This window comes from Pseudarthrobacter sp. NPDC059871, assembly GCF_042731175.1.
In the GTDB taxonomy this organism is placed as follows: Bacteria; Actinomycetota; Actinomycetes; order Actinomycetales; family Micrococcaceae; genus Arthrobacter.
The window spans coordinates 446084-468810 of the sequence record NZ_JBHWJV010000001.1 but is presented as its reverse complement, the minus strand read 5'-3'; the positions used below and the strand labels follow the sequence as shown (position 1 = coordinate 468810).

The following is a 22727-nucleotide window of genomic DNA, read 5'->3' as shown; positions in this document are numbered from 1 at the left end:
CTCTTCCTGCCCGGTCAGGCTAGCACCGGCAAATATGACAGGGCTGTAAGCGCTTGTCCCCGCAGCGTGTGGTAGCTTCGTTCCTGACCACACGGGTGCCCCTGCAGGGGCTGAGATCGGGCTGACGCGGCCTGCGACCGTTGAACCTGTCCGGGTAATGCCGGCGAAGGAAGTGAGTACTCCTTGAATACACCCAAAACAATGCTGCCCCCTGCCCAAAACCACCCCGCCGGAGCCACGCGTGAAGCACCGGTGACCCAGTCCCTGAAGTCGCACTCGCTGGCCTACATCGATGATCCGGAGCACGGGATCCGTGTCCCGGTCACGGAGATCGCGCTCGAGTCCTCGCCCAACGGGCAGCCGAACGCCCCTTTCCGCACCTACCGGACAGCGGGGCCGGGAAGCGATCCCGTCCGCGGTCTCAGCCCCTACCGGTCGGACTGGATTGAGGCGCGGGCTGATACGGAAGCGTACGGCGGAAGGGAACGGAACCTGCTCGACGACGGCCGCTCGGCCGTACGCCGCGGCGCCGCCTCCGCGGAATGGAAAGGCGGGCGCCCGGTGCCCCGCCGCGCCGTCGAAGGCCGGACTGTCACACAGATGCACTACGCCCGGAAGGGCGCAGTGACGCCGGAAATGCGGTTCGTGGCGCTGCGGGAAAACTGCGATCCGGAACTGGTCCGGAGTGAGGTTGCGGCCGGACGGGCCATCATCCCCAACAACATCAACCATCCGGAGTCCGAACCGATGATCATCGGGAAGGCTTTCCTGGTGAAGATCAACGCCAACATCGGCAACTCCGCCGTCACCAGTTCCATTAGGGAAGAAGTGGACAAGCTGCAGTGGGCCACGCGGTGGGGTGCCGATACGGTGATGGACCTGTCCACTGGCGACGACATCCACACCACCAGGGAGTGGCTCATCCGCAACTCCCCGGTGCCGATCGGCACCGTGCCCATCTACCAGGCCCTGGAAAAGGTCAACGGCGAGGCGAACGAGCTTACGTGGGAAATCTTCCGCGACACCGTCATAGAACAATGTGAGCAGGGCGTGGACTATATGACTGTCCACGCCGGCGTCCTGCTCCGCTACGTGCCGCTCACCGCAAACAGGGTCACCGGCATCGTGTCCCGGGGCGGGTCGATCATGGCGGGATGGTGCCTGGCGCACCACCAGGAGAATTTCCTGTACACGCACTTCGATGAGCTGTGTGAAATCTTTGCCCGGTATGACGTCGCATTCTCGCTGGGTGACGGCCTGCGCCCCGGTGCCACCGCGGATGCCAACGACGCTGCTCAGTTCGCGGAACTGGACACGCTGGCCGAGCTGACGGAGCGCGCCTGGAAGCATGACGTGCAGGTGATGGTGGAAGGGCCGGGCCACGTCCCGTTCCATCTGGTGCGTGAGAATGTAGAGCGCCAGCAGGAACTGTGCAAGGGCGCGCCGTTCTATACGCTGGGGCCGCTGGTTACCGATGTGGCTCCCGGCTACGACCACATCACATCAGCCATCGGCGCCACCGAGATTGCCCGCTACGGCACCGCCATGCTCTGCTACGTCACGCCCAAGGAGCATCTGGGACTGCCCGACAGGGATGACGTGAAGACCGGGGTCATCACCTACAAGATCGCCGCGCACGCCGCCGACCTGGCCAAGGGCCACCCCGGGGCGCACGAACGGGACGACGCGTTGTCCAAGGCCAGGTTCGAGTTCCGCTGGCGGGACCAGTTCGCGCTCTCGCTTGACCCCGAGACGGCCGAAGCGTTCCATGATGAAACGCTGCCGGCCGAGCCCGCCAAGACGGCACACTTCTGCTCCATGTGCGGGCCGAAGTTCTGCTCTATGCGGATCAGCCAGGACATCCGCAACGAGTACGGGTCGGCGGAAGCCCAGGCCGCGATAGCAGAAGCGGCAGCCGGGATGCAGGAGAAGAGCCAGGAGTTCCTGGAATCCGGCGGCAAGGTATACCTTCCCGAGCTGAAAGTCCCGGCCGGAAGCTGAGCCTGCCGCCGGCGGTGACCGGCGGGTTGCTGTGGCCGGCCCTGGCGGCTAAGACGCCCGGGCCGGTTCACTCCGGCTGACCTCGGCGAGGAACTGCCGGATGGCCCGGTTGCCGTCAGCCGAGTCGTGGGGCCGGTGCCCGCCGGCCGCGACACGGTGCAGGGCACCGGTCTCCCTCAGATAACCGGCGATTTCTTCGTACAGCGGTTCCCAACCCCCGGTAAGGACAAGGGTGGGGACTCCGGGAACGATGTGAAGTGGCGCCTCCCATGACGGTGACTGCAGCCGCAGCCGGCGGGCAGAGCGCTTCTCCTCCAGGGTGGCTGGCTGGTGCAGGTCAGCGGCGTAGACGCGGCGGACGAACTCCCGCTGGAAGTCCTCGTCGCTGAGTTGGTGGCGAACGTCGAACAGCGGCTTCATCATCCGGATGTGGGCGGCTGTTGCGGGCAGCTCCGCGGTGAGGGAAAGGCAGGCCGGCTCCACGAGGGTCAACGAATGCACGAGGTCCGGGCGCTCCACGGCCGCCATCATGGCCGGAATTGCTCCCTGCGCGTGAGCCACCACGTGTCCGCCGGCAGCACCACGCCCGTCATCGCCCAGGGAACGCAGCACGATGGCCGTGTCCTCCGCAAAGGAGGACTCCAGGGGTTCGGCGGTGCTGTGGTATCCGTGCCGGCGGAGGAACAGGGCGTCGTACATCAGCGCCATGCCGTGCTGCCGGGGCCAGGCGGCGGCGCCGAAGCTCCCCGAGCCGTGCACGAACACTACCCTCTGCTTGAACATCCCCCAACCCTATTCCACGGCGCCGACATCTTAACGAAACAGCGCCAAGTGTCGTTGGGACGTTTCCAACGACACTTGGCGCTACTTGGCGGGAGTGTTCCTAGTTGCCCAGGAACTTGTCAAAGCCCTTGGGCAGGTTCAGCTGGGACGGGTCAAAGTCACCGGACTGCTGGCCGAAGGAGGCCCCGGTGGGCAGCGCCTTGGATGCGTTGGCGCGCCGGGCTTCGGCGTCCTTGCGTTCCTGGGCGGCCTTGGCCGGGTTTCCGGACCGGGCCTTCTTCTTCGGCGCGTTCTTCGCGTTCTTGCGGGCGCCGCCGCCGGCACCGGGCAGGCCGGGCATGCCTGGCATCCCGGGCATGCCGCCCTGGGCCATTTTCTTCATCATCTTCTGGGCCTGCGCGAAGCGTTCCAGCAGGCCGTTGACCTCGGAGACGTGCACACCCGAACCGCGGGCGATGCGGGCGCGGCGCGAACCGTTGATGATCTTGGGGGCCACGCGTTCGTGCGGGGTCATGGACCGGACGATTGCTTCAACGCGGTCGATCTCGCGTTCGTCGAACTGCTCCAGCTGCTGGCGGATATTCTGGGCGCCGGGCATCATCATGAGCATTTTCTTCATGGAGCCCATGTTGCGGATCTGCTGCATCTGGGCCAGGAAGTCGTCCAGGGTGAAGTCTTCCTGGTCGGCGAACTTCTTCGCCATCCGGGCAGCTTCGTCTTTGTCCCAGGACTTTTCGGCCTGCTCGATGAGGGTGAGGACGTCACCCATGTCCAGGATGCGCGAGGCCATCCGGTCCGGGTGGAAGAGCTCGAAGTCGTCCAGGCCTTCACCGGTGGATGCGAACATGACGGGCTTGCCGGTGACCGACGAGACGGACAGCGCGGCACCACCGCGGGCATCGCCGTCGAGCTTGGACAGGACGATGCCGGTGAAGTTGACGCCCTCGTCAAACGCCAGGGCCGTGTTCACGGCGTCCTGGCCGATCATCGAGTCGATGACGAAGAGGACTTCGTTGGGCACGATGGCCCGGCGGATCTGGCGCGCCTGCTCCATCATGTCCGCGTCGACGCCGAGGCGGCCTGCGGTGTCCACGATGACGACGTCGTGCAGTTTCTGGCGGGCTTCCTCCACGCCGGCCCGGGCAACGGCCACGGGATCGCCGGCCGGCTGTTCCAGCTCGGTTGAGGTGGCACCCGGGTGAGGGGCGAAAACAGGGACGTTGGCACGCTGGCCCACTACCTGCAGCTGGGTAACAGCGTTGGGCCGCTGCAGGTCACACGCCACCAGCATGGGGCTGTGGCCCTGGGACTTCAGCCACTTGGACAGCTTGCCCGCAAGGGTGGTCTTGCCGGCGCCCTGGAGGCCGGCAAGCATGATGACGGTGGGGCCGTTCTTGGCCAGGCGGATGCGCCGGGTCTCGCCGCCGAGGATCTCCTTGAGTTCCTCGTTGACGATCTTGACGATCTGCTGGCTGGGGTTCAGCGCCGCTGAAACCTCGGCGCCCAGGGCCCGTTCGCGCACGCGGCCGGTGAATTCCCGCACCACGGGAACGGCAACGTCCGCGTCCAGCAGGGCGCGGCGGATCTCCCGGACGGTGGCATCGACGTCGGCCTCCGTCAGGCGGCCCTTGCCGCGGAGATTCTTGAAGGTTGCTGTCAACCGGTCAGAGAGTGAATTGAACACGCGCCGTGAACTTCTTTCAGGAGATGATCGGGACTCGACTATCTAGGGTACCAAGTCGGGCACGCCAGATGGCATGCTGGCAAAATGACGAGCCAAACAACTGTCAAGACCCTGCTCATCCTCGGCGCCTCCGGCGACCTCACAGGCCGGCTGCTCCTGCCGGGGCTGGCCCGGCTGGTGGCCGCCGGCCGGGCGGACGGCCTCCGCCTGGTGGGTGCCGGATCCGACCCCTGGACGCCGGAACAGTGGCGGGAACGGGTGCGGTCCTCCTTCGCCGCAGCTGCGGAGACCGCAGGGCCGGACGGCAAGGACGCGCTGGCTGCGCTGGAAAAGGACACGGCGTACCACCAGCTCGATGTCACAGCCGCCGGCGCCCTCGCTTCCCTGCTGGAAAGCCTCGACGGCCCCACCGCCGTCTATTTCGCGCTGCCACCCCGGATCAGCCAGCTGGCGTGCGAGGCGCTGCAGCCCGGGGAGGTGCCGGCGGGGACGCGGTTGGTGATGGAGAAGCCCTTTGGCTCCAGCGAGGAATCGGCGCGGTCCCTGAACAGGACGCTTGCCCGGCTGGTTCCGGAGGACCACATCCACCGCGTGGACCACTTCCTGGGGAAGGCCACGGTCCTGAACATCCTGGGACTGCGGTTCGCCAACAACTTCTTGGAGCCGGTATGGAACCGGCGGCACGTGGAGAAGGTGGAAATCTTCTTCGACGAGGATCTCGCACTGGAGGGCCGGGCACGGTACTACGACGGTGCCGGCGCCTTGCGGGACATGATCCAAAGCCACCTTCTGCAGGTGATGGCCCTCCTGGCCATCGAACCGCCGGCAACCCTGGGTGAGCGGGATCTTCGCGACGCCATCGCCGCAGTCCTTCGCGCGGCCAGTGTGGCGCCGCCCTTTACCGATTCCACGCGGCGGGCACGCTATGGAGCGGGCACGGTGGGAGGCAAGACGGTACCGGATTATGCCAGCGAAGACGGCGTGGACGCGGACCGCGGCACAGAGACTTTGGCTGAGATCCGGATTGGAATCGACAACTGGCGCTGGAGCGGTGTTCCGTTCATCCTCCGGTCCGGCAAGGCGTTGGGCAAGAAGCGGAAGGAGGCTGTCATCACTTTCCTTCCGGTGCCGCACCTGCCACAGGGCTTCACGGGCGTCGACTCGCCGAACCAACTGAGAATCGGATTCGGGCCGGACACCCTTGAGTTCGATGTTGACGTCAACGGCCCCGGAAACATCTTCAGCCTTGGCCGGGTCACCCTCGAAGCGGAGCTGAGCGCCTCCGACCTCCTTCCCTACGGTGAGGTCCTTGAAGGTGTGCTGACCGGGGACCCGTTGTTGTCGGTGCGGGGTGACACCGCCGAGGATTGCTGGCGGATTGTTGAACCGGTACTTCAGGCCTGGGCGCGGGGTTCCGTTCCCCTTGAGGAGTACGACGCCGGCTCGGCGGGTCCGGCGTCCTGGGCCACTTCCCGGGAAGGGAAGTGAGCGGGCGCCGGCGTTGAGCCCGGCCGCGCTCGTTAAATGCGAAACGGGTTGGGCGTGAACCTTCCGGTTCCTGCCCAACCCGTTTCCGCCTTCTTCCCCCTTGCAGCAGGGGCCGGCCGGAGGACTCTCCTAGATGGCGGCTACGCCGCGTTCGCCGGTCCTGACCCGGACTGCCTCAAAGACATCCATGGTCCAGACCTTTCCGTCACCAGCCCTGCCGGTGTTGGAACTGGCGATGATGACGTCCAGGATGTCATCCGCCTGCTCGTCCGTAGCCAGCACCTCTACCCGGATCTTGGGAAGGAGGTCCACGTTATACTCGGCGCCGCGGTACACCTCGGTGTAGCCCCGCTGCCGGCCGTAGCCGCTGGCTGCGCTGACCGTCAGGCCCTGCACTCCGTAGGCCTCCAGGCCCTCCCGGATTGCTTCAAGCTTCTCGGGCCTGACGATTGCGGTGATCAGTTTCATGCCCCCACACTTTCCTTGCCTGTTGCGGTTTCTGACTTCTTGGCATCTGCTGCAACGGCGCTGCCGGCCGCTTCTGCCTGGTTCTTGCCGGTGATCATGTCATGCAGCGGCTGGAAGCTGCCGCCGTGTCCGGAGAGGCCGAACTCGTAGGCGGTCTCGGCGTGCAGGCTGAGGTCCACACCCACCGTTTCCTGTTCCTGCGAGACGCGGAAGCCCATGGTCTTGTGGATGGCCAGCGCGATGATGGTGGTCATGACGGCCGAGTAGGCGATGGCGATGCCGGCAGCTGCGAGCTGGGCCCAGAGCTGGGCGAATCCGCCGCCGTAGAAGAGGCCGCCACCCGCACCGTCGGCGGGCAGTGCAATGAAGCCGAGGGCCACGGTACCGATGATGCCGGAGACAAGGTGTACGCCGACGACGTCCAGCGAGTCGTCGAAGCCCCAGCGGAACTTGAGACCGACGGCCAGGGCGGAGGCCACGCCGGACACGACACCGAGGCCGAGGGCGCCGACGGGGCTGACGTTGGCACATGCCGGGGTGATGGCCACGAGGCCGGCCACCACGCCGGAAGCGGCGCCGAGGGAGGTGGGGTGGCCGTCGCGGATCCGCTCAGTGACGAGCCAGCCGAGCATTGCCGCTGCCGGAGCTGCCAGGGTGTTGACCCAGATGAGGCCGCCCTGCTCTGCCGTGGTGGCGGCGCCGCCGTTGAAGCCGAACCAGCCGAACCACAGGAGGGCAGCGCCCAGCATAACGAAGGGGATGTTGTGGGGGCGGTGGTTCGGGTCCTTGCCGAAGCCCTTGCGGTTGCCCACGATGAAAACGAGGATGAGTGCCGCTACGCCGGCGTTGATGTGCACCACGGTGCCGCCGGCGAAGTCGATGGCTTCACCCAGTGCGGCACCGACGGCGCCTTCTTCGCTGAAGAGGCCGCCGCCCCACACCATGTAGGCGAGGGGGCAGTACACCAGGGTCACCCAGACGGGGACGAAGACGCTCCAGGCACCGAACTTTGCCCGGTCTGCGATGGCGCCGCTGATGAGGGCCACGGTGATGATGGCGAACGTTGCGCCGAAGCCCACCATGATGAGGCCGTCAGGGGTGTCGATGTTTGCAAGGCCGAACTTGGCGAACGGGTTGCCCACCATCTGGAGGAAGCCCTCGCCGGAAGACATCGAGTATCCCCAGAGGACCCATACGACGCCGACCATGCCGATGGAGATGAAGCTCATCATCATCATGTTCAAAGCCGCTTTGGCGCGTGTCATGCCGCCGTAGAAAAATGCCAGCCCCGGTGTCATCAGCAGCACGAGTGCTGCGGACACCATGACCCAAACGTGACCTGCGGTAAGTTCCATGGTGCACGTCCTCTCTTCCGAATCTTGCGGAATCCTCCGCCTGCCAACGCCCTTTGCGTCCTGTAACGAGTGTGTCGGCGGCGTGTTTCGCCCGCAGAGGATTTAGATTGCCGGACTGTTACAACAACCTCTAGGAAGTAAATGGTGCATATCCGCCTTGTTACGGTTATGTTTCACCACTCCCGCCGGCAGCCGGCGCCCCAGCCTGCAAGGAACTGTGCACCATGACGGCAGAAGCCCGCCCCGGCGGCACCGCTTCAAGGATCCTGGCCCGCCTGCGGCCCCGCCGCGACAAACTCCCCCGCGATATCAAGGTGATGCTGGCCGCCGCGTTCCTGATCGCGCTGGGATTCGGGCTTGTTGCGCCCGTATTGCCGCAATTCGCCACAACCTTCGGTGTGGGCAACACGGAAGCGGCCGTAATCGTGGCGATCTTTGCGTTCATGCGGCTGGTCTTCGCCCCGGCCGGCGGTGCCCTGATCGCCAAGCTCGGGGAACGGCCGGTCTATGTGGCCGGGCTGCTCATCGTGGCGGCCTCAACGGCGGCCTGCGCCTTTGCCGGGAGCTACTGGCAGCTGTTGCTGTTCCGCGGACTGGGCGGCGCGGGTTCGGTGATGTTTACGGTCGCTTCCATGGCCCTGGTGGTCAGGCTGGCGCCGCCGGAGAGCCGGGGCAGGGTGTCCGGCGCGTACGCCTCCGCATTCCTGATCGGCAACGTCTGCGGACCGATCGTCGGCGGCCTGCTTGCGGGGTTTGGCCTGCGGGTTCCGTTCCTTGCCTACGCGGCGGCCCTGGTCATCGCGGCGGCGGTGGTGCAGACGCAGCTGAGCCACCAGCGGCGGGACTCCGGCCTTGCGGCCAAGCGGGCGCCGGATATGCCCTTCGGCGAGGCCCTGCGGACCGGGGCATACCGGGCTGCGCTGGCATCCAGTTTCGCCAACGGGTGGGCTACGTTCGGCGTCCGGATGGCCACGGTCCCGCTGTTTGCTGCGGCGGCCTTCGGCGCCGGTCCCGAGGCGGCCGGGCTGGCCCTGGCCGTATTCGCGGCAGGCAATGCGGCGGCGCTGTCATTTTCCGGCCGCCTGGCAGATTCGCTGGGACGCAGGCCCATGATGATGTGGGGGCTGGCGGTGGCGGGGCTGGCCACTGCGGGCATCGGTTTCGCCCAGAGCCTGCCCTGGTTCCTTGCCGCCTCCGCTCTCGCCGGCATCGGTTCGGGCCTGTTCGGCCCTGCCCAGCAGGCCGCCGTCGCAGATGTGATCGGCAGCGGCCGGTCCGGCGGCAAGGTGCTGGCGGTCTACCAGATGACGTCCGACGTCGGTGCGATCGTTGGTCCCGTCCTGGCAGGCTTGCTCGCGGACCGGCTGGGCTTCGGCTGGGCATTCGGTGTTACGGGCGGGGTCCTGCTCTTGGCCGTCCTTGCGTGGCTGGCCACCCCGGAAACACTGCGGCCCGCCGCTTCACAGGACGCAGCGGGCCAAAAGAAGGGTTAGCGGCTAGTTCAGCAGCGCGTCGACGAATTGCTCGGCGTCGAACGGGGCGAGGTCGTCCGCGCCTTCGCCCAGGCCGATCAGCTTGACCGGGACGCCGAGGGTCTTCTGAATGGCGACGACGATGCCACCCTTGGCGGTGCCGTCCAGCTTGGTCAGGACGATGCCGGTGATGTTGACCACCTCGGAGAAAACGCGGGCCTGGTTGAGGCCGTTCTGGCCGGTGGTGGCGTCCAGGACCAGCAGGACCTCGTCAACTTCGGCGAGCTTCTCCACCACTCGCTTGACCTTGCCAAGCTCGTCCATGAGGCCCACTTTGTTTTGCAGCCGGCCGGCGGTGTCGATCATGACGACGTCGACCTCCTGGTCGATGCCTGCCTTCACGGCTTCGTAGGCCACCGAGGCGGGGTCGGCACCGTCAATGTCGGACTTGACGGTGGGAACGCCCACCCGCTGGCCCCAGGTCGCCAGCTGCTCAGCGGCAGCGGCACGGAAGGTGTCTGCGGCACCGAGGATCACGTCTTTGTCTTCGGCCACCAGCACGCGCGCCAGCTTGCCCACCGTGGTGGTCTTGCCAACGCCGTTGACGCCCACCACCATCATGACGGCCGGCTTGTCCCCGTGGCGCTGGACATTCAAGGTGCGGTCCATGGTGGGGTCGACAACCTTGACGAGTTCCTCGCGGAGCATGGCCTTGACGTGCTCCGGGCTGCGCGTGCCGAGCACCTTGACGCGTTCGCGGAGGGCATCCACCAGCTGCATGGTCGGTTCGGTGCCGAGGTCCGCCAGGAGGAGGGTTTCTTCCACCTCGTCCCAGACGTTCTCGTCGATTTTGTCGCTGGAAAGCAGCGCCAGCAGGCCCTTGCCCATGACGCTGTTGGACCGGATTAGGCGTTCGCGCAGCCGGGTCAGGCGTCCCGCTACGGGCAGGGGGGTTTCAACCGGAATGACTTCCAGTCCGGCGGCATCGTCGGGGACCGTGGTGTCCACGCCCTCAAGGTCCGCCTCTGCGGGTGCTGTCCGCTCCGTGGTGGCAGTGTCGCCGGCCACGAGGGTGCTGCCACCGGCCCGGATCTCGGGGTCGTTCGCGTCGCGTGTTCCCGGGTAGCGGTTGGTGTTTTTCCGCGTCTTCACCAGGACCGGGATCAGGGCTCCGACAACCACCAGGGCACCGAGAATGGACAGGATTATGGGAAGGATGTCATTCACTCCCCTAGCTTCTCACAACCGCCGGAGCCCTTTTCCCGCTCCGGCAGGGAGCTGACCTGCCCCGACTCAGCCGTCCACCCGGCGACGTCGCAGCGTTGGTCAACCAACCACCGTTCAGTTGTCGCTGCCCAGGCGCTGGCTGATCACCGTAGAGACGCCGTCGCCGCGCATGGTGACTCCGTACAGGGCATCTGCCACTTCCATGGTGCGCTTCTGGTGGGTGATGACAATGAGCTGGCTGGACTCGCGGAGCTCTTCGAAGATGGTGATCAGCCGGCCCAGGTTGGTGTCGTCGAGGGCGGCCTCCACCTCATCCATGACGTAAAACGGGGAGGGCCGTGCCTTGAAGATGGCCACGAGCAGGGCCACAGCCGTCAGTGACCGCTCCCCGCCGGACAGCAGTGACAGCCGCTTGATCTTCTTGCCCGCGGGACGGGCCTCCACTTCGATTCCTGTGGTGAGCATGTCCGCAGGGTCGGTCAGGACCAGCCGGCCTTCGCCGCCGGGGAACAGCCGGTCAAAAACCCTAACGAACTGTGCCTGGGTGTCCTCGAATGCCTCGGTGAACACCCGCTGGACCCTGTCGTCCACTTCCTTGATGATGTCCAGCAGGTCCTTGCGGCTTGCCTTGAGGTCCTCCAGCTGGGTGCTGAGGAACTGGTGGCGCTCCTCCAGTGCCGCGAATTCCTCCAGCGCCAGCGGATTGACCTTGCCCAGGCTGGACAGGTCGCGTTCTGCCTTCCGGAGGCGTTTCTCCTGTTCAGCCCTGACGAACGGCACGCCTTCGGCGATGGCTTCACCGGTTTCGTCCACCGGCGCACGGAGGGCAGCCCACTTGTCACCCGTATCCCCCGCCGGAACCGGAACTGCAACGTGGGGGCCGAACTCCGCCACCAGGGCGTCAGGGGTGATCCCGAGTTCATCAACGGACCGCGTTTCCAGTGCTTCGATGCGGGCGCGCTGCTGGGCCCTGGCGAGCTCGTCACGGTGGACGTTGTCGGTCAGTTCGGCAAGCTCCTTTGCAAGCAGCTCGTTCGCGGCGCGGAGTTCCTGCAGCTCACGGTCCCGGCGTTCGCGGTTTTCTTCTGCCAGGTCACGCGCGTGCCGCGCCACATCGACGGACACGTCCACGAAGTCCAGGGCCGAGTCCACGGCGGCCCGGACCGCGGCGGCCCGCCGGGCCTCGATGCGCCGGCGCCGCGCCCTTTCAGCTGCCTCCTCGCGGGCACGCCGCTCAGTGGCGGCGGCACGTTCCAGTGAGGCAACGCGGTTGCGTGTGGCCGCCACCTGCTCCTCGGTGCTCCGCAGTGACAACCGGGCCTCCACCTCGGCAGCACGGGCGGCAGAGGAAGCCTTCGCGAGGGCATCACGCTCCGCCGTTGACGGTTCCTGCTCGAGCGGCACCTCCTGGGCGGCGGCAAGCCGGGCGGTGATGGCCGCGAGCGCCTGCTCCTCGGACTCCACGTTGGCCTCGGCACGGGCCAATGAGGCCGCCAGCCGGTCACTTTCGCCCACTGCGCTGCGCAGAACTGAGTTGAGGTGTCCCAGCCGCTCGGCTACTGCGGCCAGCCGCGCGTCGGACTCGTGCAACCTGTCCAGGGCGGCATCCGCCTTTTCCTGCGCTTCGGCGCGCTTCGCCTCGGCGCCGGCCAGGGCGAACCTGTTGCGCTCCAAGGCCGCGGTTACCTGCCCAAGCTCCCTGTCGGCGTCGTCCACGGCGGCCTGGACTTCCAGGAGTGACGGAGCCTTCGCCGAACCTCCGGTAACGGACACGGCGGTGAAGACGTCACCCGCGTGGGTAACTGCTGTCAGGCCGGGCTGTTCCGCCACGAGGGCCGCGGCGGCCCGGATGTCGGGTACGACGGCGGTCCGGCACAGCAGGTGCCGCACCAACGGGGTGTAAGCGTCGGCGGCGTCCACGAGTCCGGCGGCCGGAACCGCATCTGCCGGGAGTGCAGGGGCCGGCGGAAGGTCTTCGTGCAAAGTGCCGGCGGGTGCCAGCAACAGCGAGGCCCGGCCGGCGTCGTCGTCCTTGAGCATCTGCAGGACGGACTCCGCGGTGGACGGGTCCTCGACCAGGAGCGCCTCGGAGGCTTCCCCGAGTGCCGCGGCGATGGCGGTTTCAAATCCGGCCTGCACCCGCAGCTCACCGGCGAGCGCGCCCTGGACCCCGCCAAGCCCGGACTGCAGGACGTGCCTGGCTGCGTCTTTCCGCTCCAGGCCGAGCTTCAAGGCCTCAAGGCGGGCTGCGAGGGCATCGCGCCGGCGGATGCCCTCGTTGACTTCGGATTTGAGGTCCGAGATTTCCTGCAGCAGGGTATCCAGCGCTTCGCTGGCGGCCTCGTAGTCGGCGTCGAGGGATTCCTCGCCTTCTTCCACGCCCGCCACCTGGTTTTCCAGGGCGGTGAACTCTTCCTGTGCCCGGGCACGCCGCCCGGCACCTGCTGCCAGCGACTCGCGCAGCCGGCCGAGTTCTGCCTGGGCGGACTCCACCCGGGAGCGTGCGGCTCCAACCTGGCCGGCGAGGCGCGCCAGGCCTTCCCTGCGGTCGGCGACCGCACGCAGTTCAGCGGTGAGCCGCTGGTCCTCGTCCTGGGCTGCACGCTCCGCGTCCGCTTTGGCCGCCGTTGCTGCTTCAAGGGCGGTCCGCCGGCCGGCCAGTGACTGCTCAAGTCCGGCCAGTTCGCTGCCTACGCGCGCTGCCTGCCGTTCCAGCTGCTCGGGATCCCGCCCTCCGGACGGTGTGTCGTCCACGGATCCGAGCACGCGGCTCCGTTCCTGGGCCAGCGATCCGAGTGAACGGAGCCGCTCCCGTGCGGCGGTGAGCCGGTACCACGTGTCCCGGGCCGCGTTGAGGCGGGGCGTTGCCTCTGCTGCGAGCTGCTCCAGTGCTGCTTGTTGCCGGCGCCCGGACTCCAGTTCCTGCCCCACGATGGTGCGCCGCTCCTTCAGTGCGGCTTCGTCGGCGACGTCCTGCTCCAGGACCTGCTGCAGCTGCACCAGGTCATCGGCCAGCAGGCGGGCGCGGGCGTCCCGGACGTCGAACTGGACGCGTTGGGCGCGGCGTGCCACCTCGGCCTGCTTGCCCAAGGGCGTTAGCTGGCGGCGGATCTCACCCGTCAGGTCCGTGAGGCGCTGCAGGTTCGCCTGCATTGCCTCGAGTTTGCGCACCGTCCGTTCCTTGCGCCGGCGGTGTTTGAGGATTCCGGCGGCTTCTTCGATGAAGCCCCGGCGGTCCTCGGGGGTGGCGTGCAGGACCCGGTCCAGCTGGCCCTGGCCCACGATGACATGCATTTCCCGCCCCATGCCGGAATCGGAGAGCAGTTCCTGGATGTCGAGCAGGCGGCAGCCGGCACCGTTGATGGCGTATTCCGAGCCTCCCGTCCGGAACAGCGTCCGGGAGATGGTGACTTCGCTGTACTCAATGGGCAGGGCACCGTCAGTGTTATCAATGGTCAGCGACACGTGTGCCCGTCCCAGTGGAGGGCGGCCGGAGGTGCCGGCGAAGATCACGTCCTCCATTTTGCCGCCGCGGAGGGTCTTGGCGCCCTGCTCCCCCATCACCCAGGCCAATGCGTCCACCACGTTGGACTTGCCGGAGCCGTTGGGGCCCACCACGGCAGTGACTCCCGGTTCGAAGTCGAAGGTGGTGGCGGAGGCAAAGGACTTGAACCCCCGGACGGTCAGGCTTTTGAGGTGCAAGGCTTTTCGGGTCTCCTGGACGGGGCTGGGCGGCTGCTTGGCGGTCCTAAATCTACCGGGTTGCCGCCGAAAGTCGCGGATCCGGCGCCGCCTGTCCCGCACGACTCCGCGGGAATCCGCCAGCAGTTGGGCCAGGACGCGTCATCGGACCACGGCAGGAGACCAGGCATGCTCGATGAAGAGCTCCGGTGTTGCTCCGGGCCGTGCGGACAGGGACCAGATGTCGCTGTCCTGCCCGGTGTCATCGCGGGGAAGGCCATAGAGGATGGTGTTGCCGTCCAGCCATTCGATCTGGTCGTCAATGTTGCGCTGTTCGTCCAGCACGGTGACGTTCCCCGTGGCGAGGTCCAGCACGGCGGGGTGGCGATCACCCACCAGGGTCTCCGAGTCACTTTTCTTGAACGCGATCCGCTTGCCGTCCGGGGAGATGGACGGGCATTCAACCCCTGAAGCAACCACTGTCAGCGTCCGCTCTGCCAGGTCGCCGCGGACCAGCCAGATGTTCCCCTGGGATGAGGCAGTGGCGTAGAAAGCGTTGGGCGAGCCGGGGACGAACGTCACGCCCCAGATGTTCCGGTCCGTGGCCTTGATCCGGTTGCCGTCCGACATCAGGGCGAAGGTCTCGAGGTTTCCGTGGACGGTGCCGTCTGCGCCGCGGATCACGGTCTCCGTGGAAAAGCCGGCGGACGCGTAGGAGTGGCCGGCGACGAAGACCGTGCTGGCCACGAGGGCTCCGTCGGGACTGATCCGGGTCCGGCTGGGAATGCCCCCGAGTGCCCAGCCCTGCAGCGGCTGAAGCGCAGGGCCTAAAAGGCTTGCCTCGAATCTGGTGGGAATCCCGTTCTGCGTCGCCAGGCAGCTGACGATTTCCCGGGTGGCATAGACGCGGTCGCATGCGTGGCCGGAGAGGTACCGTTCCCCCGACGGATTGGCGAGTGGTGCAAAGGCGGCTTCACCGTAGCCCCGGCCTGCCGCTGTGTTGCGAAACATCACGAAGGGTTCCGCGGGGAGGGCGTTTGCAGCGGCGACCTGGACCGCGGGTAAGGCAGCCTGGCTGTTTCTGGCCTCCTGGAATGCCGCGGCGGCGTAGGCGCCGGCCGAGGCCAGTGCCAGGAGCGTGACCGCCAGCAGCGCCGCTATCCGCCAGGGGACGCCGGCAACGGACCGACGGTGGTGACCCGAGGCTTCAGCCGGCACGCCGCCGTCGTCGCCCGTTCCTTTCTGGTGGGCGGCCCGAACCTGCTGGGGCCGGCCGCTCATGACACGGCCCGCGGGGTGCGGCGCAGGAGGACCGTCGCTGCGCCAAGGGCCGGGAGAAGGAGGACAGCCACGCAGGCCGCCGCCGGTGCGGGCCCCACGGCGTACCACAGCACGCCAAACGCCGCTGCGGACACCATCCGGCTGAGGGCCACCACAGTTTGGGCCGTCCCGAGCGCCGCGCCCAGATGTTCCGGTACCGCCAGTTGGGAGACCAGGGCGGCCAGGACCCCGTCCGTTGCGGCATAGAACAGCCCGAGCAGCAGCAGGCAGCCGAGGGTGGCTGCCGTGCCACCGGCCGGGCCGGCAGCCAGCACGTAACAGGAGAAGAGCGCCAGGTGGCCGGCCAGGAACACCGGCACCCGGCCCCAGCGGTCGGCGACGCGTCCGATGGGGATCGCGAAAACCAGGAAAGCGGCGTTGGTGCCCACGAACAGGAGAGGGAACCACTGTGCGGGGAACGCTTCGCGGCTTTGCAGCAGCAGGTACACGAAGCCGTCACCAATGGTCAGAAGGCCCAACAGACCTGCTGCCACGAGCAGCCGTGGGAGGCACTGGACCTTGAGGGCCCGCCACGAGGTCCGCGGCCAGCCCGCTTTCGGTTGCCGCGCAGGTGCTCCGGCCAACTGTTCCTTGGTGCCAGGCTCCCGCGCAGGTGCCTTGCCGGGCCATACCGTCCTGTTGGGCACCGTCAGCAGCAGCACGGCGACACCGATGACGGCAAACGCCAGCGACACCACGAAGACGCTGCTGTACCCGTTGGGAATGAGTGACAGCAGCGCGAACGCAATCAGCGGCCCTGCGGCCGCGCCGATGTTATCCAGCATCCTGTGGACACCGAAGGACCGCGCAAGGTAGTCGGGCTGGGCTTCCGCAGCAATCATGGCGTCGCGCGGGGCGGTACGGATGCCCTTGCCAACCCTGTCACCGGTAACGATGGCTGCGACCGACCAGAACCCGCCGGCGAAGAGGAAGCCCACGCGGGCCACCATGGAGAGCCCGTATCCGGCCACGGCCACGCTCTTGGGCCGGCCGGTCCGGTCGGAGACCCAGCCGGCGCCAATCCGGACGATGGCGCTGGCGCCCTGGTTGATGCCGTCGATAATTCCGAAGGCAATGGTGGAAAGTCCCAGGAACCCCGTGACATAAAGGGGAAGGACGGCGGCCACGGACTCGGAAGAGATGTCGGTGGCCATGCTGACGACGCCAAGCCAGATGATCACCGGGGAAAGGCGGAATGCTGTGCGGGTGGCGGCAGGGACAGTGTCCGCCTGGTCCTTGCGGCCGCCTTTGCGGTCCGACATCGATATGTACAACGGCTGCCCGTCCCTCAATGAGCTGGGATGGCGTTGCACTGCCGCGGGCCGCGCACCGCCTGTTCCGGGCCAGCATTTCAGCCGGTGGCCGGTTGGGGAATCAAGAAAGCCGAAACTTTTGGTTGGGGCTACCAGCGTCCGTTGCGGGGACGCGGCTGGCACACCGGGCACGTGTAGGAGGACCGGTTCATGAACTGTTCACGCCGGATGGTGGCGTGGATTCCTGCGGCCGCGCATCGCTTGCAGGGCTCGCCTTCCCGCCCGTAGGCGTTGAGCGACCGGTCGAAGTATCCGGAGGCGCCGTTGACATTCACGTACAGGGAATCGAAGCTGGTTCCGCCGGCGGCCAGGGCATCGAGCATGACCTCACGGGCGCTTTCGATCAGGCGGAGGACGTCTGGCCGCCGGAGCTTGTCTGTGGGCCGCGCGTAGTGCAGCCGCGCACGCCAGAGGGCCTCATCGGCGTAGATGTTCCCGATGCCCGAAACCAGCCCCTGGTCCAGGAGCGCCCGCTTCAACCCGGTCTTCCGCCCGCGCAGGCGCTGATAGAAAAGGTCGAACGAGAACGCCGGGTCCAGGGGATCCCGGGCAATATGGGACGCTTCTTCGGCGATCAGCGGAAGGGGCGACTCCGCGAGGCCGCCGGGGCCGCCGTCGTCTGTGGGAACCAACGCGGTGACGAAAAGCCCACCGAAAATGCGCTGGTCCACGAACCGCAACTGAGCGGGCATGCCGTCACTGGGGCTGAGATGGAGCCTGACTTTCAGGTGCTTCTCGTCCGGGACGTCCGCATCCTGCATGAGCAGCTGCCCGCTCATGCCAAGGTGGGCCATCAGTGCCACCACCGGTGGTGGGGCATGTCCGTTGCCTGCTGCCTGCTGGCGGACAGAACCATCGCTTAACGGGAGCCAAAGGAATTTACCGCGCCGGACGACGTCGGACACAGTGGCACCCTGCAGGTTGCCGATGAAGTCCTCCACGCCCAGGGCGTGGCGGCGGATGGAGCGGGGGTCCAGGACATCGACGGACTCAACGGTCCTGCCGCGGACCCAGCTCACCAGGCCGCGGCGGACCACCTCCACCTCGGGCAGTTCAGGCATGGCAGCCTACTTGGCAGCGGCGGAACCGGAGGACTTTACGGCGCCGTCAGCAGCACCCGGTCCGGACAGGACGCGCCACGCATCCGCCGCGGCCTCCTGCTCCGCTTCCTTCTTGGAATGGCCCGTGCCCTTGCCGTACGGCTTGCCGCCGATGTTCAGGACAGCACTGAAGGTGCGTGCGTGGTCCGGCCCCGCACCCTCCACTGCATAATGGATGGATCCAAGCTGCCGGCTCGCCGCAAGCTCTTGGATGCTCGTCTTCCAGTCGGTACCGGCGCCCAGCACTGCGGCATCCTTGAGCATCGGCCCGATCAGGCGCATGACCAGCTGGCGCGCGGTCTCAATGTCGTTGGAGACGTAAGTGGCACCGATCAGCGCTTCCATGGTGTCAGCGAGGATGGAGGCTTTGTTCTTACCCTCCGTGAGTTTCTCGCCCTGTCCCAGGTAGATGAACTCGCCGATGCCAAGGCTCCGGCCGATGTTGGCAAGCGCACGCGTGCTGACAACGGCCGAACGACGCTTGGCCAGCTCGCCCTCGGGAAGATCCGGATTGTCCCGGTAAAGGGAATCCGTGACCGAGAAGCCCAGGATTGAGTCCCCCAGGAATTCCAGCCGCTCGTTGGTGGGGATCCCGCCGTTTTCGTAGGCGTAGGAACGGTGTGTGAGCGCAAGACGAAGCGTCCCGGCGTCAATAGTGACACCGAGACGCTTCAGAAGCTCTTCAGTTGAAGACATCAGTCAGCCTGAGTGGCCAATTAGACGTCAGCGACCTTGCGGCCCTTGTACTCAAGGAACAGCGCAGTGCCAGCAGAGTCGGTAACGACCTTAGCCTGGTGCGGCAGGCTGTAGGTGACCTGGCCGTTTTCAACGGTCTTCACCAGGTGGGGGGCGGTCGCCTTCCACTGCGAGCGGCGGGCGCGGGTATTCGAGCGAGACATTTTCCGCTTGGGAACAGCCACGGCTAACTCATTTCTCTCTAGACAAACACGTACAAATCAATTTTGCCGGTCAGGCTTAGCCATATCAGCTAGGGCAGCCCAGCGAGGATCCAAGACCTCGTGGTGGTGCCCCGGCTCGTCTTCCAGGCGTACTCCGCATTCGGAGCAAAGGCCCTGGCAGTCTTCCCGGCACACCGGCTGGAACGGCAGGTTGGTGACAACCGCGTCCCGCAACACCGGTTCAAGATCGATTACATCGTGCTCGACTCGACGTTGCTCTTCATCTTCTTCTCCGTCAGAAAGCTCAACGCCTTCGTAGAAGAAAAGTTCTTGCACATTGACCTCAAGGTCATACGCAAGGGGATCCAGGCATCGGCCGCATTCCCCGGTTACACCGGCGATGACGGTTCCTGATACCAGAATTCCTTCGTGTACGGCCTCCAGCCTCAGGTCCAGCTCGACATCCGAGCCTTCCTGAACGCCAATGAGTGCCACACCAAGATCACCCGGTGCGGGTACATGTTCCTTCAGTGTCCGCATGCTTCCCGGGCTGCGCCCGAGGTCCTTGACGTCGAACGCCAAGGGCGAACCAGCATCTCTTTTAATGAGAACTCCTGTTGAACATATGACCGACGTACCATCTTAGCCTGAAGAGCCACGGGGACTCAAACCGGCCGGCGATACCGCCGAAGTACCGGACCAGCCTACCGCCTGGGCTGCTGATTCGCCGAAGGCTCGCCCGCCAGCAGCCTCCGCAGCACGGAACGGGGAACGTACTCGGAGACGTTGCCGCCCAGCCCGGCCACCTCCTTGATGAGGGTCGACGACAGGTGGATGTAGTGCGCTTCGGCAGGCAGGAAAACAGTTTCCACGCCGCTCAGCTGCCTGTTCATCGTGGCCATGGGCAGTTCATAATCAAAGTCCGAGGAGGACCTGAGGCCCTTGACGATGGCCGAGACGCCCCGCTGCCGGCAGTATTCAGCCAGCAGACCTTCCCCTACGGGTTCCACGACTATTCCCTTGAGGGACGCGAGGGTCTCGCGCGCCATTTCGAGCCGCTCATCGAGGCTGAACCGGTACTTCTTCGCGTAGTTGGTGGAGATGGCCACAATGACTTCGTCGAAGAGACCGGCAGCGCGGGCAATGACTTCGAGATGGCCGTTATGGATGGGATCAAAGGATCCGGGGCAGACAGCTCGTCTCATGCTCCGAACCTACCCCATGCAAAGCCCGGGATACCATGACTGGATGCATGCGTCACGGGAACTTTCCGCGCCTTCTGCCCCCGCCCCATGGCAGCGAACCGCCCTGGGAGCGAACCTGCTGGCCGCTGACGGCGGGCTTGGCGTCACGATCTTCGAGGAGATGACCAACCTCGCGGTCCAGACCGGGGCGATCAACCTGGGCCAGGGTTTCCCCGACGAAGACGGCCCGCAGGAAATCCTCGACGCCGCCCGGGACGCCATCGCAGCGGGCGCCAACCAGTACGCGCCCGGTAAAGGTATCCCCCAATTGCGTGCCGCGGTGGCCGCCCACCAGGAACGTTTCTACGGGCTGACCCCGGATCCTGACACGGAGGTCCTGATCACCACCGGTGCCACCGAGGCCATCGCCGCCGCGCTGCTGGCATTTACCGGACCCGGAGATGAAGTCCTCACCCTTGAACCGTTCTACGATTCCTACGGCGCAGTGATCGGACTGTCGGGGGCCACGCATGTCACTGCGCCGCTGCTCGCGCCCGATTTCATGCCGGACCTGGCCGCCCTTGAGGCCGCCTTCAGCGAACGGACCCGCGTGGTCCTGCTGAATAATCCGCACAACCCCACCGGGGCGGTCTTTCCCCGTGAGGTGCTGCAGAAAATCGTGGACCTGGCGCAAAAGCACGACGTTCTGATCATCACCGATGAGGTCTATGAGCACCTCACCTTCGGCGTCCGCCATATTCCGGTGGCGTCCCTGCCCGGTGCGGCCGAACGGACCATCACCATCTCCTCAGCCGGGAAGACCTTCTCCCTCACGGGCTGGAAGATTGGGTGGCTCACCGGGCCCGAAGAGCTGGTGGCCGCCGCGCGGACCGTCAAGCAGTTCCTGACCTACAGCTCAGGCACTCCGTTCCAGCCCGCCATAGCAGCAGGGCTGGGCCTCCCGGACAGTTTCTACCAGGGAATAGCGGCCTCGCTCGAGCACAAGCGCGACATCCTCAGTGAGGGGTTGCGCGCCGCCGGCTTCGGCGTCTACACCCCGCAGGGCACGTACTTCGTCAACGTCGACACGGCGCCCCTGGGCATCACCGATTCGGTGGACCTCGCGCGGCGACTGCCCGGGCTGGTAGGGGTGGCTGCCATCCCGGTGCCCGTGTTCTGCCACCCGGAAGGTGCTGAACGCACGCGCAGCCTGCTCCGCTTCGCCTTCTGCAAGAAAGCGGACGTCCTCGAAGAGGCAGCCGGGCGGCTGGCCACGCTCAGCAGCAGGCTCTGATGGCGGCCGGCAAACCCGGAAACGCCTCCCGGTTCCTCCGCGGCACCGGCCAGCACGCCACCATCGAGCCGGACGCGTTCACCGACGGCAGCTATGTGCTCAGCATCGGCGGGGCAGAGCAGTCGCATGTGAACCTGTCCCACCCCGAAGACATCTTCTACGAGTACCTTCGCCGGATCGGCCACCTGGTTGACCTGGCGGCACCCGCAGGAGCGCCTGTCCGTGCGCTGCACCTGGGGGCGGGGGCGCTGACCCTGGCCCGCTATATCCAGGCCACCCGCCCCGGCTCAAAGCAGTACGCGGTGGAGCTGGAACGCGAGCTGCTGGATTTCGTCCTGCGGGAACTGCCCCTGCCTGAGGGAACGGACCTGCACGCAATCATCGGCGACGCCCGGCAGGCACTCGGCGAGCTTGACCCGGGGCTCACGTTCGACGTCGTCATCCTGGACATCTTCTCCGGCCCGGAAGCGCCGGCGCACATCGCCTGCGCCGACTTCTACGGCGAAGTCCGGGCGAAGCTGGAACCCTCGGGGCTGCTGGTGGTCAACGTGGGAGACGAGCCCGCGCTTACCCTGGTCCGAAGCCAGGTGGCCGCGCTGCGCGAGACCATGGCTGACGTTGCGGCCTTCGCCGAAACCGGCATGTTCGAGGGCCGTTACCCCGGCAACATCATCCTCGCCGGGACCCAGGGGGCCTGGCCGCAGGAGTGGTCCGCCCAACTCACTGCCCGCGGCCCGCACCCGGCGAGCGTGCTGGCGGGAGTGGACCTGGACCGCCTCGCCCCATAGCCGCCCGGCCCCTCAGCGTTATCCGGGCAGCAGGAGGCTGCTAGGACTCCGCAGCGGCCGGAAGGTCATCGCTGTCAATGGCGTCCGGCACGTAAGGCTCAGCGAACCAGAGCCGGGTCTCGCCGTACTTCTTCTCGGCGAACCGTTCTAGTTCGGCGGGCCAGTCCGGTTCGGGCGAGCGGGAGGATCTTTCCACGACGACGACGGCGGACGGCGCAAGGTGCGCCGCGAGTTTCCGCAGCACCGCGGCGAGGGCCACTTCGTCGAGCGGGTACGGCGGGTCCAGGAATACCAGGTCCCACGCTGCCGACTCCGCGGCGCGGTCAAGGAAGGGCTCAACTTTGGACCGGTGGACGGTTACTGCCTTGCGGCCCGCAATGCCGTTGATCAGGTCTGCGTTGCGCTGGCACACCGCACTTGCCTTGGCGTCGGATTCGACAAGGTCCACGCTGCCGGCTCCCCGGCTGCCGCTCTCAACCCCCAGCGAACCGGACCCGGCGTAGAGGTCCAGTACGCGGGCTCCGGCGATGACGTCGAAGGCATCCAGGCGGGAGAAGAGTGCCTCCTTGACGCGGTCGGTAGTGGGGCGGGTCATCGAGCCTGGGACGGAGGACAGCGGGGTGCCGCCGGCCGCCCCTGCAATGATCCGGCTCATGCGGGCACCCGCTGT

The 22727-nt window shown here is 66.6% G+C and carries 19 protein-coding genes and 1 riboswitch; of the genes, 5 read left to right on the top strand and 14 right to left on the bottom strand.

Going from position 1 to position 22727, the window contains the following annotated elements:
* The first annotated feature begins 81 nt into the window (after positions 1-81).
* Positions 82-189: riboswitch (TPP riboswitch) on the top strand.
* 12 nt (positions 190-201) lie between these two features.
* Positions 202-2001, top strand: coding sequence for a phosphomethylpyrimidine synthase ThiC (thiC, locus tag ACFV4R_RS02075; protein ID WP_377202285.1), 1800 nt, complete (start codon positions 202-204; stop codon positions 1999-2001).
* 48 nt (positions 2002-2049) lie between these two features.
* On the opposite strand, the gene ACFV4R_RS02070 is transcribed toward thiC, so the two are convergent.
* Positions 2050-2784: an alpha/beta fold hydrolase gene (locus tag ACFV4R_RS02070; protein WP_091720919.1), complete on the bottom strand. Its 735-nt coding sequence runs from the start codon at positions 2782-2784 to the stop codon at positions 2050-2052.
* 100 nt (positions 2785-2884) lie between these two features.
* Positions 2885-4468: a signal recognition particle protein gene (gene ffh, locus ACFV4R_RS02065; RefSeq protein WP_377202178.1), complete on the bottom strand. Its 1584-nt coding sequence runs from the start codon at positions 4466-4468 to the stop codon at positions 2885-2887.
* 84 nt (positions 4469-4552) lie between these two features.
* Here ffh and ACFV4R_RS02060 point away from each other — a divergent pair, with 84 nt between their 5' ends.
* Complete coding sequence (locus ACFV4R_RS02060) at positions 4553-5956, top strand: glucose-6-phosphate dehydrogenase (protein ID WP_377202179.1); 1404 nt, start codon at positions 4553-4555, stop codon at positions 5954-5956.
* 129 nt (positions 5957-6085) lie between these two features.
* Here the strand turns inward: ACFV4R_RS02060 and ACFV4R_RS02055 are convergent, their stop codons facing one another.
* Both ACFV4R_RS02055 and ACFV4R_RS02050 read right to left on the bottom strand, forming a co-directional pair.
* Positions 6086-6424 (bottom strand): P-II family nitrogen regulator, encoded by a 339-nt coding sequence (locus ACFV4R_RS02055; RefSeq protein ID WP_015937412.1) that lies wholly within the window; start codon positions 6422-6424, stop codon positions 6086-6088.
* On the bottom strand, positions 6421-7779 hold the full coding sequence (locus ACFV4R_RS02050) for an ammonium transporter (protein ID WP_377202180.1): 1359 nt from the start codon (positions 7777-7779) through the stop codon (positions 6421-6423). Before ACFV4R_RS02050 ends, ACFV4R_RS02055 begins: the two co-directional genes overlap by 4 nt.
* Before the next feature lie 224 nt (positions 7780-8003).
* Here ACFV4R_RS02050 and ACFV4R_RS02045 point away from each other — a divergent pair, with 224 nt between their 5' ends.
* On the top strand, positions 8004-9272 hold the full coding sequence (locus ACFV4R_RS02045; RefSeq protein WP_377202181.1) for an MFS transporter: 1269 nt from the start codon (positions 8004-8006) through the stop codon (positions 9270-9272).
* Positions 9273-9275: 3 nt separating this feature from the next.
* On the opposite strand, the gene ftsY is transcribed toward ACFV4R_RS02045, so the two are convergent.
* The 9 genes from ftsY to coaD all read right to left on the bottom strand — a co-directional run bounded on the left by ftsY (position 9276) and on the right by coaD (position 19996).
* Positions 9276-10478 carry a signal recognition particle-docking protein FtsY gene (gene ftsY / locus ACFV4R_RS02040; RefSeq protein ID WP_377202182.1) on the bottom strand — a complete coding sequence of 401 codons (1203 nt, stop codon included), beginning with the start codon at positions 10476-10478 and terminating at the stop codon, positions 9276-9278.
* Between the two features lie 114 nt (positions 10479-10592).
* On the bottom strand, positions 10593-14180 hold the full coding sequence (gene smc, locus ACFV4R_RS02035; RefSeq protein WP_377202183.1) for a chromosome segregation protein SMC: 3588 nt from the start codon (positions 14178-14180) through the stop codon (positions 10593-10595).
* Between the two features lie 141 nt (positions 14181-14321).
* Positions 14322-15440 (bottom strand): hypothetical protein, encoded by a 1119-nt coding sequence (locus tag ACFV4R_RS02030; protein ID WP_377202184.1) that lies wholly within the window; start codon positions 15438-15440, stop codon positions 14322-14324.
* Positions 15437-16741: an MFS transporter gene (locus ACFV4R_RS02025; protein ID WP_377202185.1), complete on the bottom strand. Its 1305-nt coding sequence runs from the start codon at positions 16739-16741 to the stop codon at positions 15437-15439. Before ACFV4R_RS02025 ends, ACFV4R_RS02030 begins: the two co-directional genes overlap by 4 nt.
* Positions 16742-16881: 140 nt before the next feature.
* On the bottom strand, positions 16882-17853 hold the full coding sequence (gene mutM, locus ACFV4R_RS02020; protein ID WP_377202186.1) for a bifunctional DNA-formamidopyrimidine glycosylase/DNA-(apurinic or apyrimidinic site) lyase: 972 nt from the start codon (positions 17851-17853) through the stop codon (positions 16882-16884).
* 6 nt (positions 17854-17859) lie between these two features.
* Positions 17860-18588 carry a ribonuclease III gene (gene rnc, locus ACFV4R_RS02015; protein ID WP_377202187.1) on the bottom strand — a complete coding sequence of 243 codons (729 nt, stop codon included), beginning with the start codon at positions 18586-18588 and terminating at the stop codon, positions 17860-17862.
* A 20-nt stretch (positions 18589-18608) separates the two neighbouring features.
* Positions 18609-18812, bottom strand: a complete 204-nt coding sequence (rpmF, locus tag ACFV4R_RS02010; RefSeq protein WP_009356569.1) for a 50S ribosomal protein L32 — start codon at positions 18810-18812, stop codon at positions 18609-18611.
* A 36-nt stretch (positions 18813-18848) separates the two neighbouring features.
* Positions 18849-19373 carry a DUF177 domain-containing protein gene (locus ACFV4R_RS02005; RefSeq protein ID WP_091720936.1) on the bottom strand — a complete coding sequence of 175 codons (525 nt, stop codon included), beginning with the start codon at positions 19371-19373 and terminating at the stop codon, positions 18849-18851.
* Between the two features lie 122 nt (positions 19374-19495).
* Entirely contained in the window at positions 19496-19996 is a 501-nt protein-coding gene (coaD, locus tag ACFV4R_RS02000) for a pantetheine-phosphate adenylyltransferase (RefSeq protein ID WP_015937423.1), read from the bottom strand.
* Between the two features lie 43 nt (positions 19997-20039).
* On the opposite strand from coaD, the gene ACFV4R_RS01995 reads away from it, so the two are divergent.
* Positions 20040-21269: an aminotransferase class I/II-fold pyridoxal phosphate-dependent enzyme gene (locus ACFV4R_RS01995; protein ID WP_377202188.1), complete on the top strand. Its 1230-nt coding sequence runs from the start codon at positions 20040-20042 to the stop codon at positions 21267-21269.
* Positions 21269-22057, top strand: coding sequence for a spermidine synthase (locus ACFV4R_RS01990; RefSeq protein ID WP_377202189.1), 789 nt, complete (start codon positions 21269-21271; stop codon positions 22055-22057). The genes ACFV4R_RS01995 and ACFV4R_RS01990 overlap by 1 nt, the downstream gene beginning before the upstream one ends.
* 40 nt (positions 22058-22097) lie before the next feature.
* On the opposite strand, the gene rsmD is transcribed toward ACFV4R_RS01990, so the two are convergent.
* Positions 22098-22712, bottom strand: a complete 615-nt coding sequence (rsmD, locus tag ACFV4R_RS01985) for a 16S rRNA (guanine(966)-N(2))-methyltransferase RsmD (protein WP_377202190.1) — start codon at positions 22710-22712, stop codon at positions 22098-22100.
* Between the last annotated feature and the right edge of the window lie 15 nt (positions 22713-22727).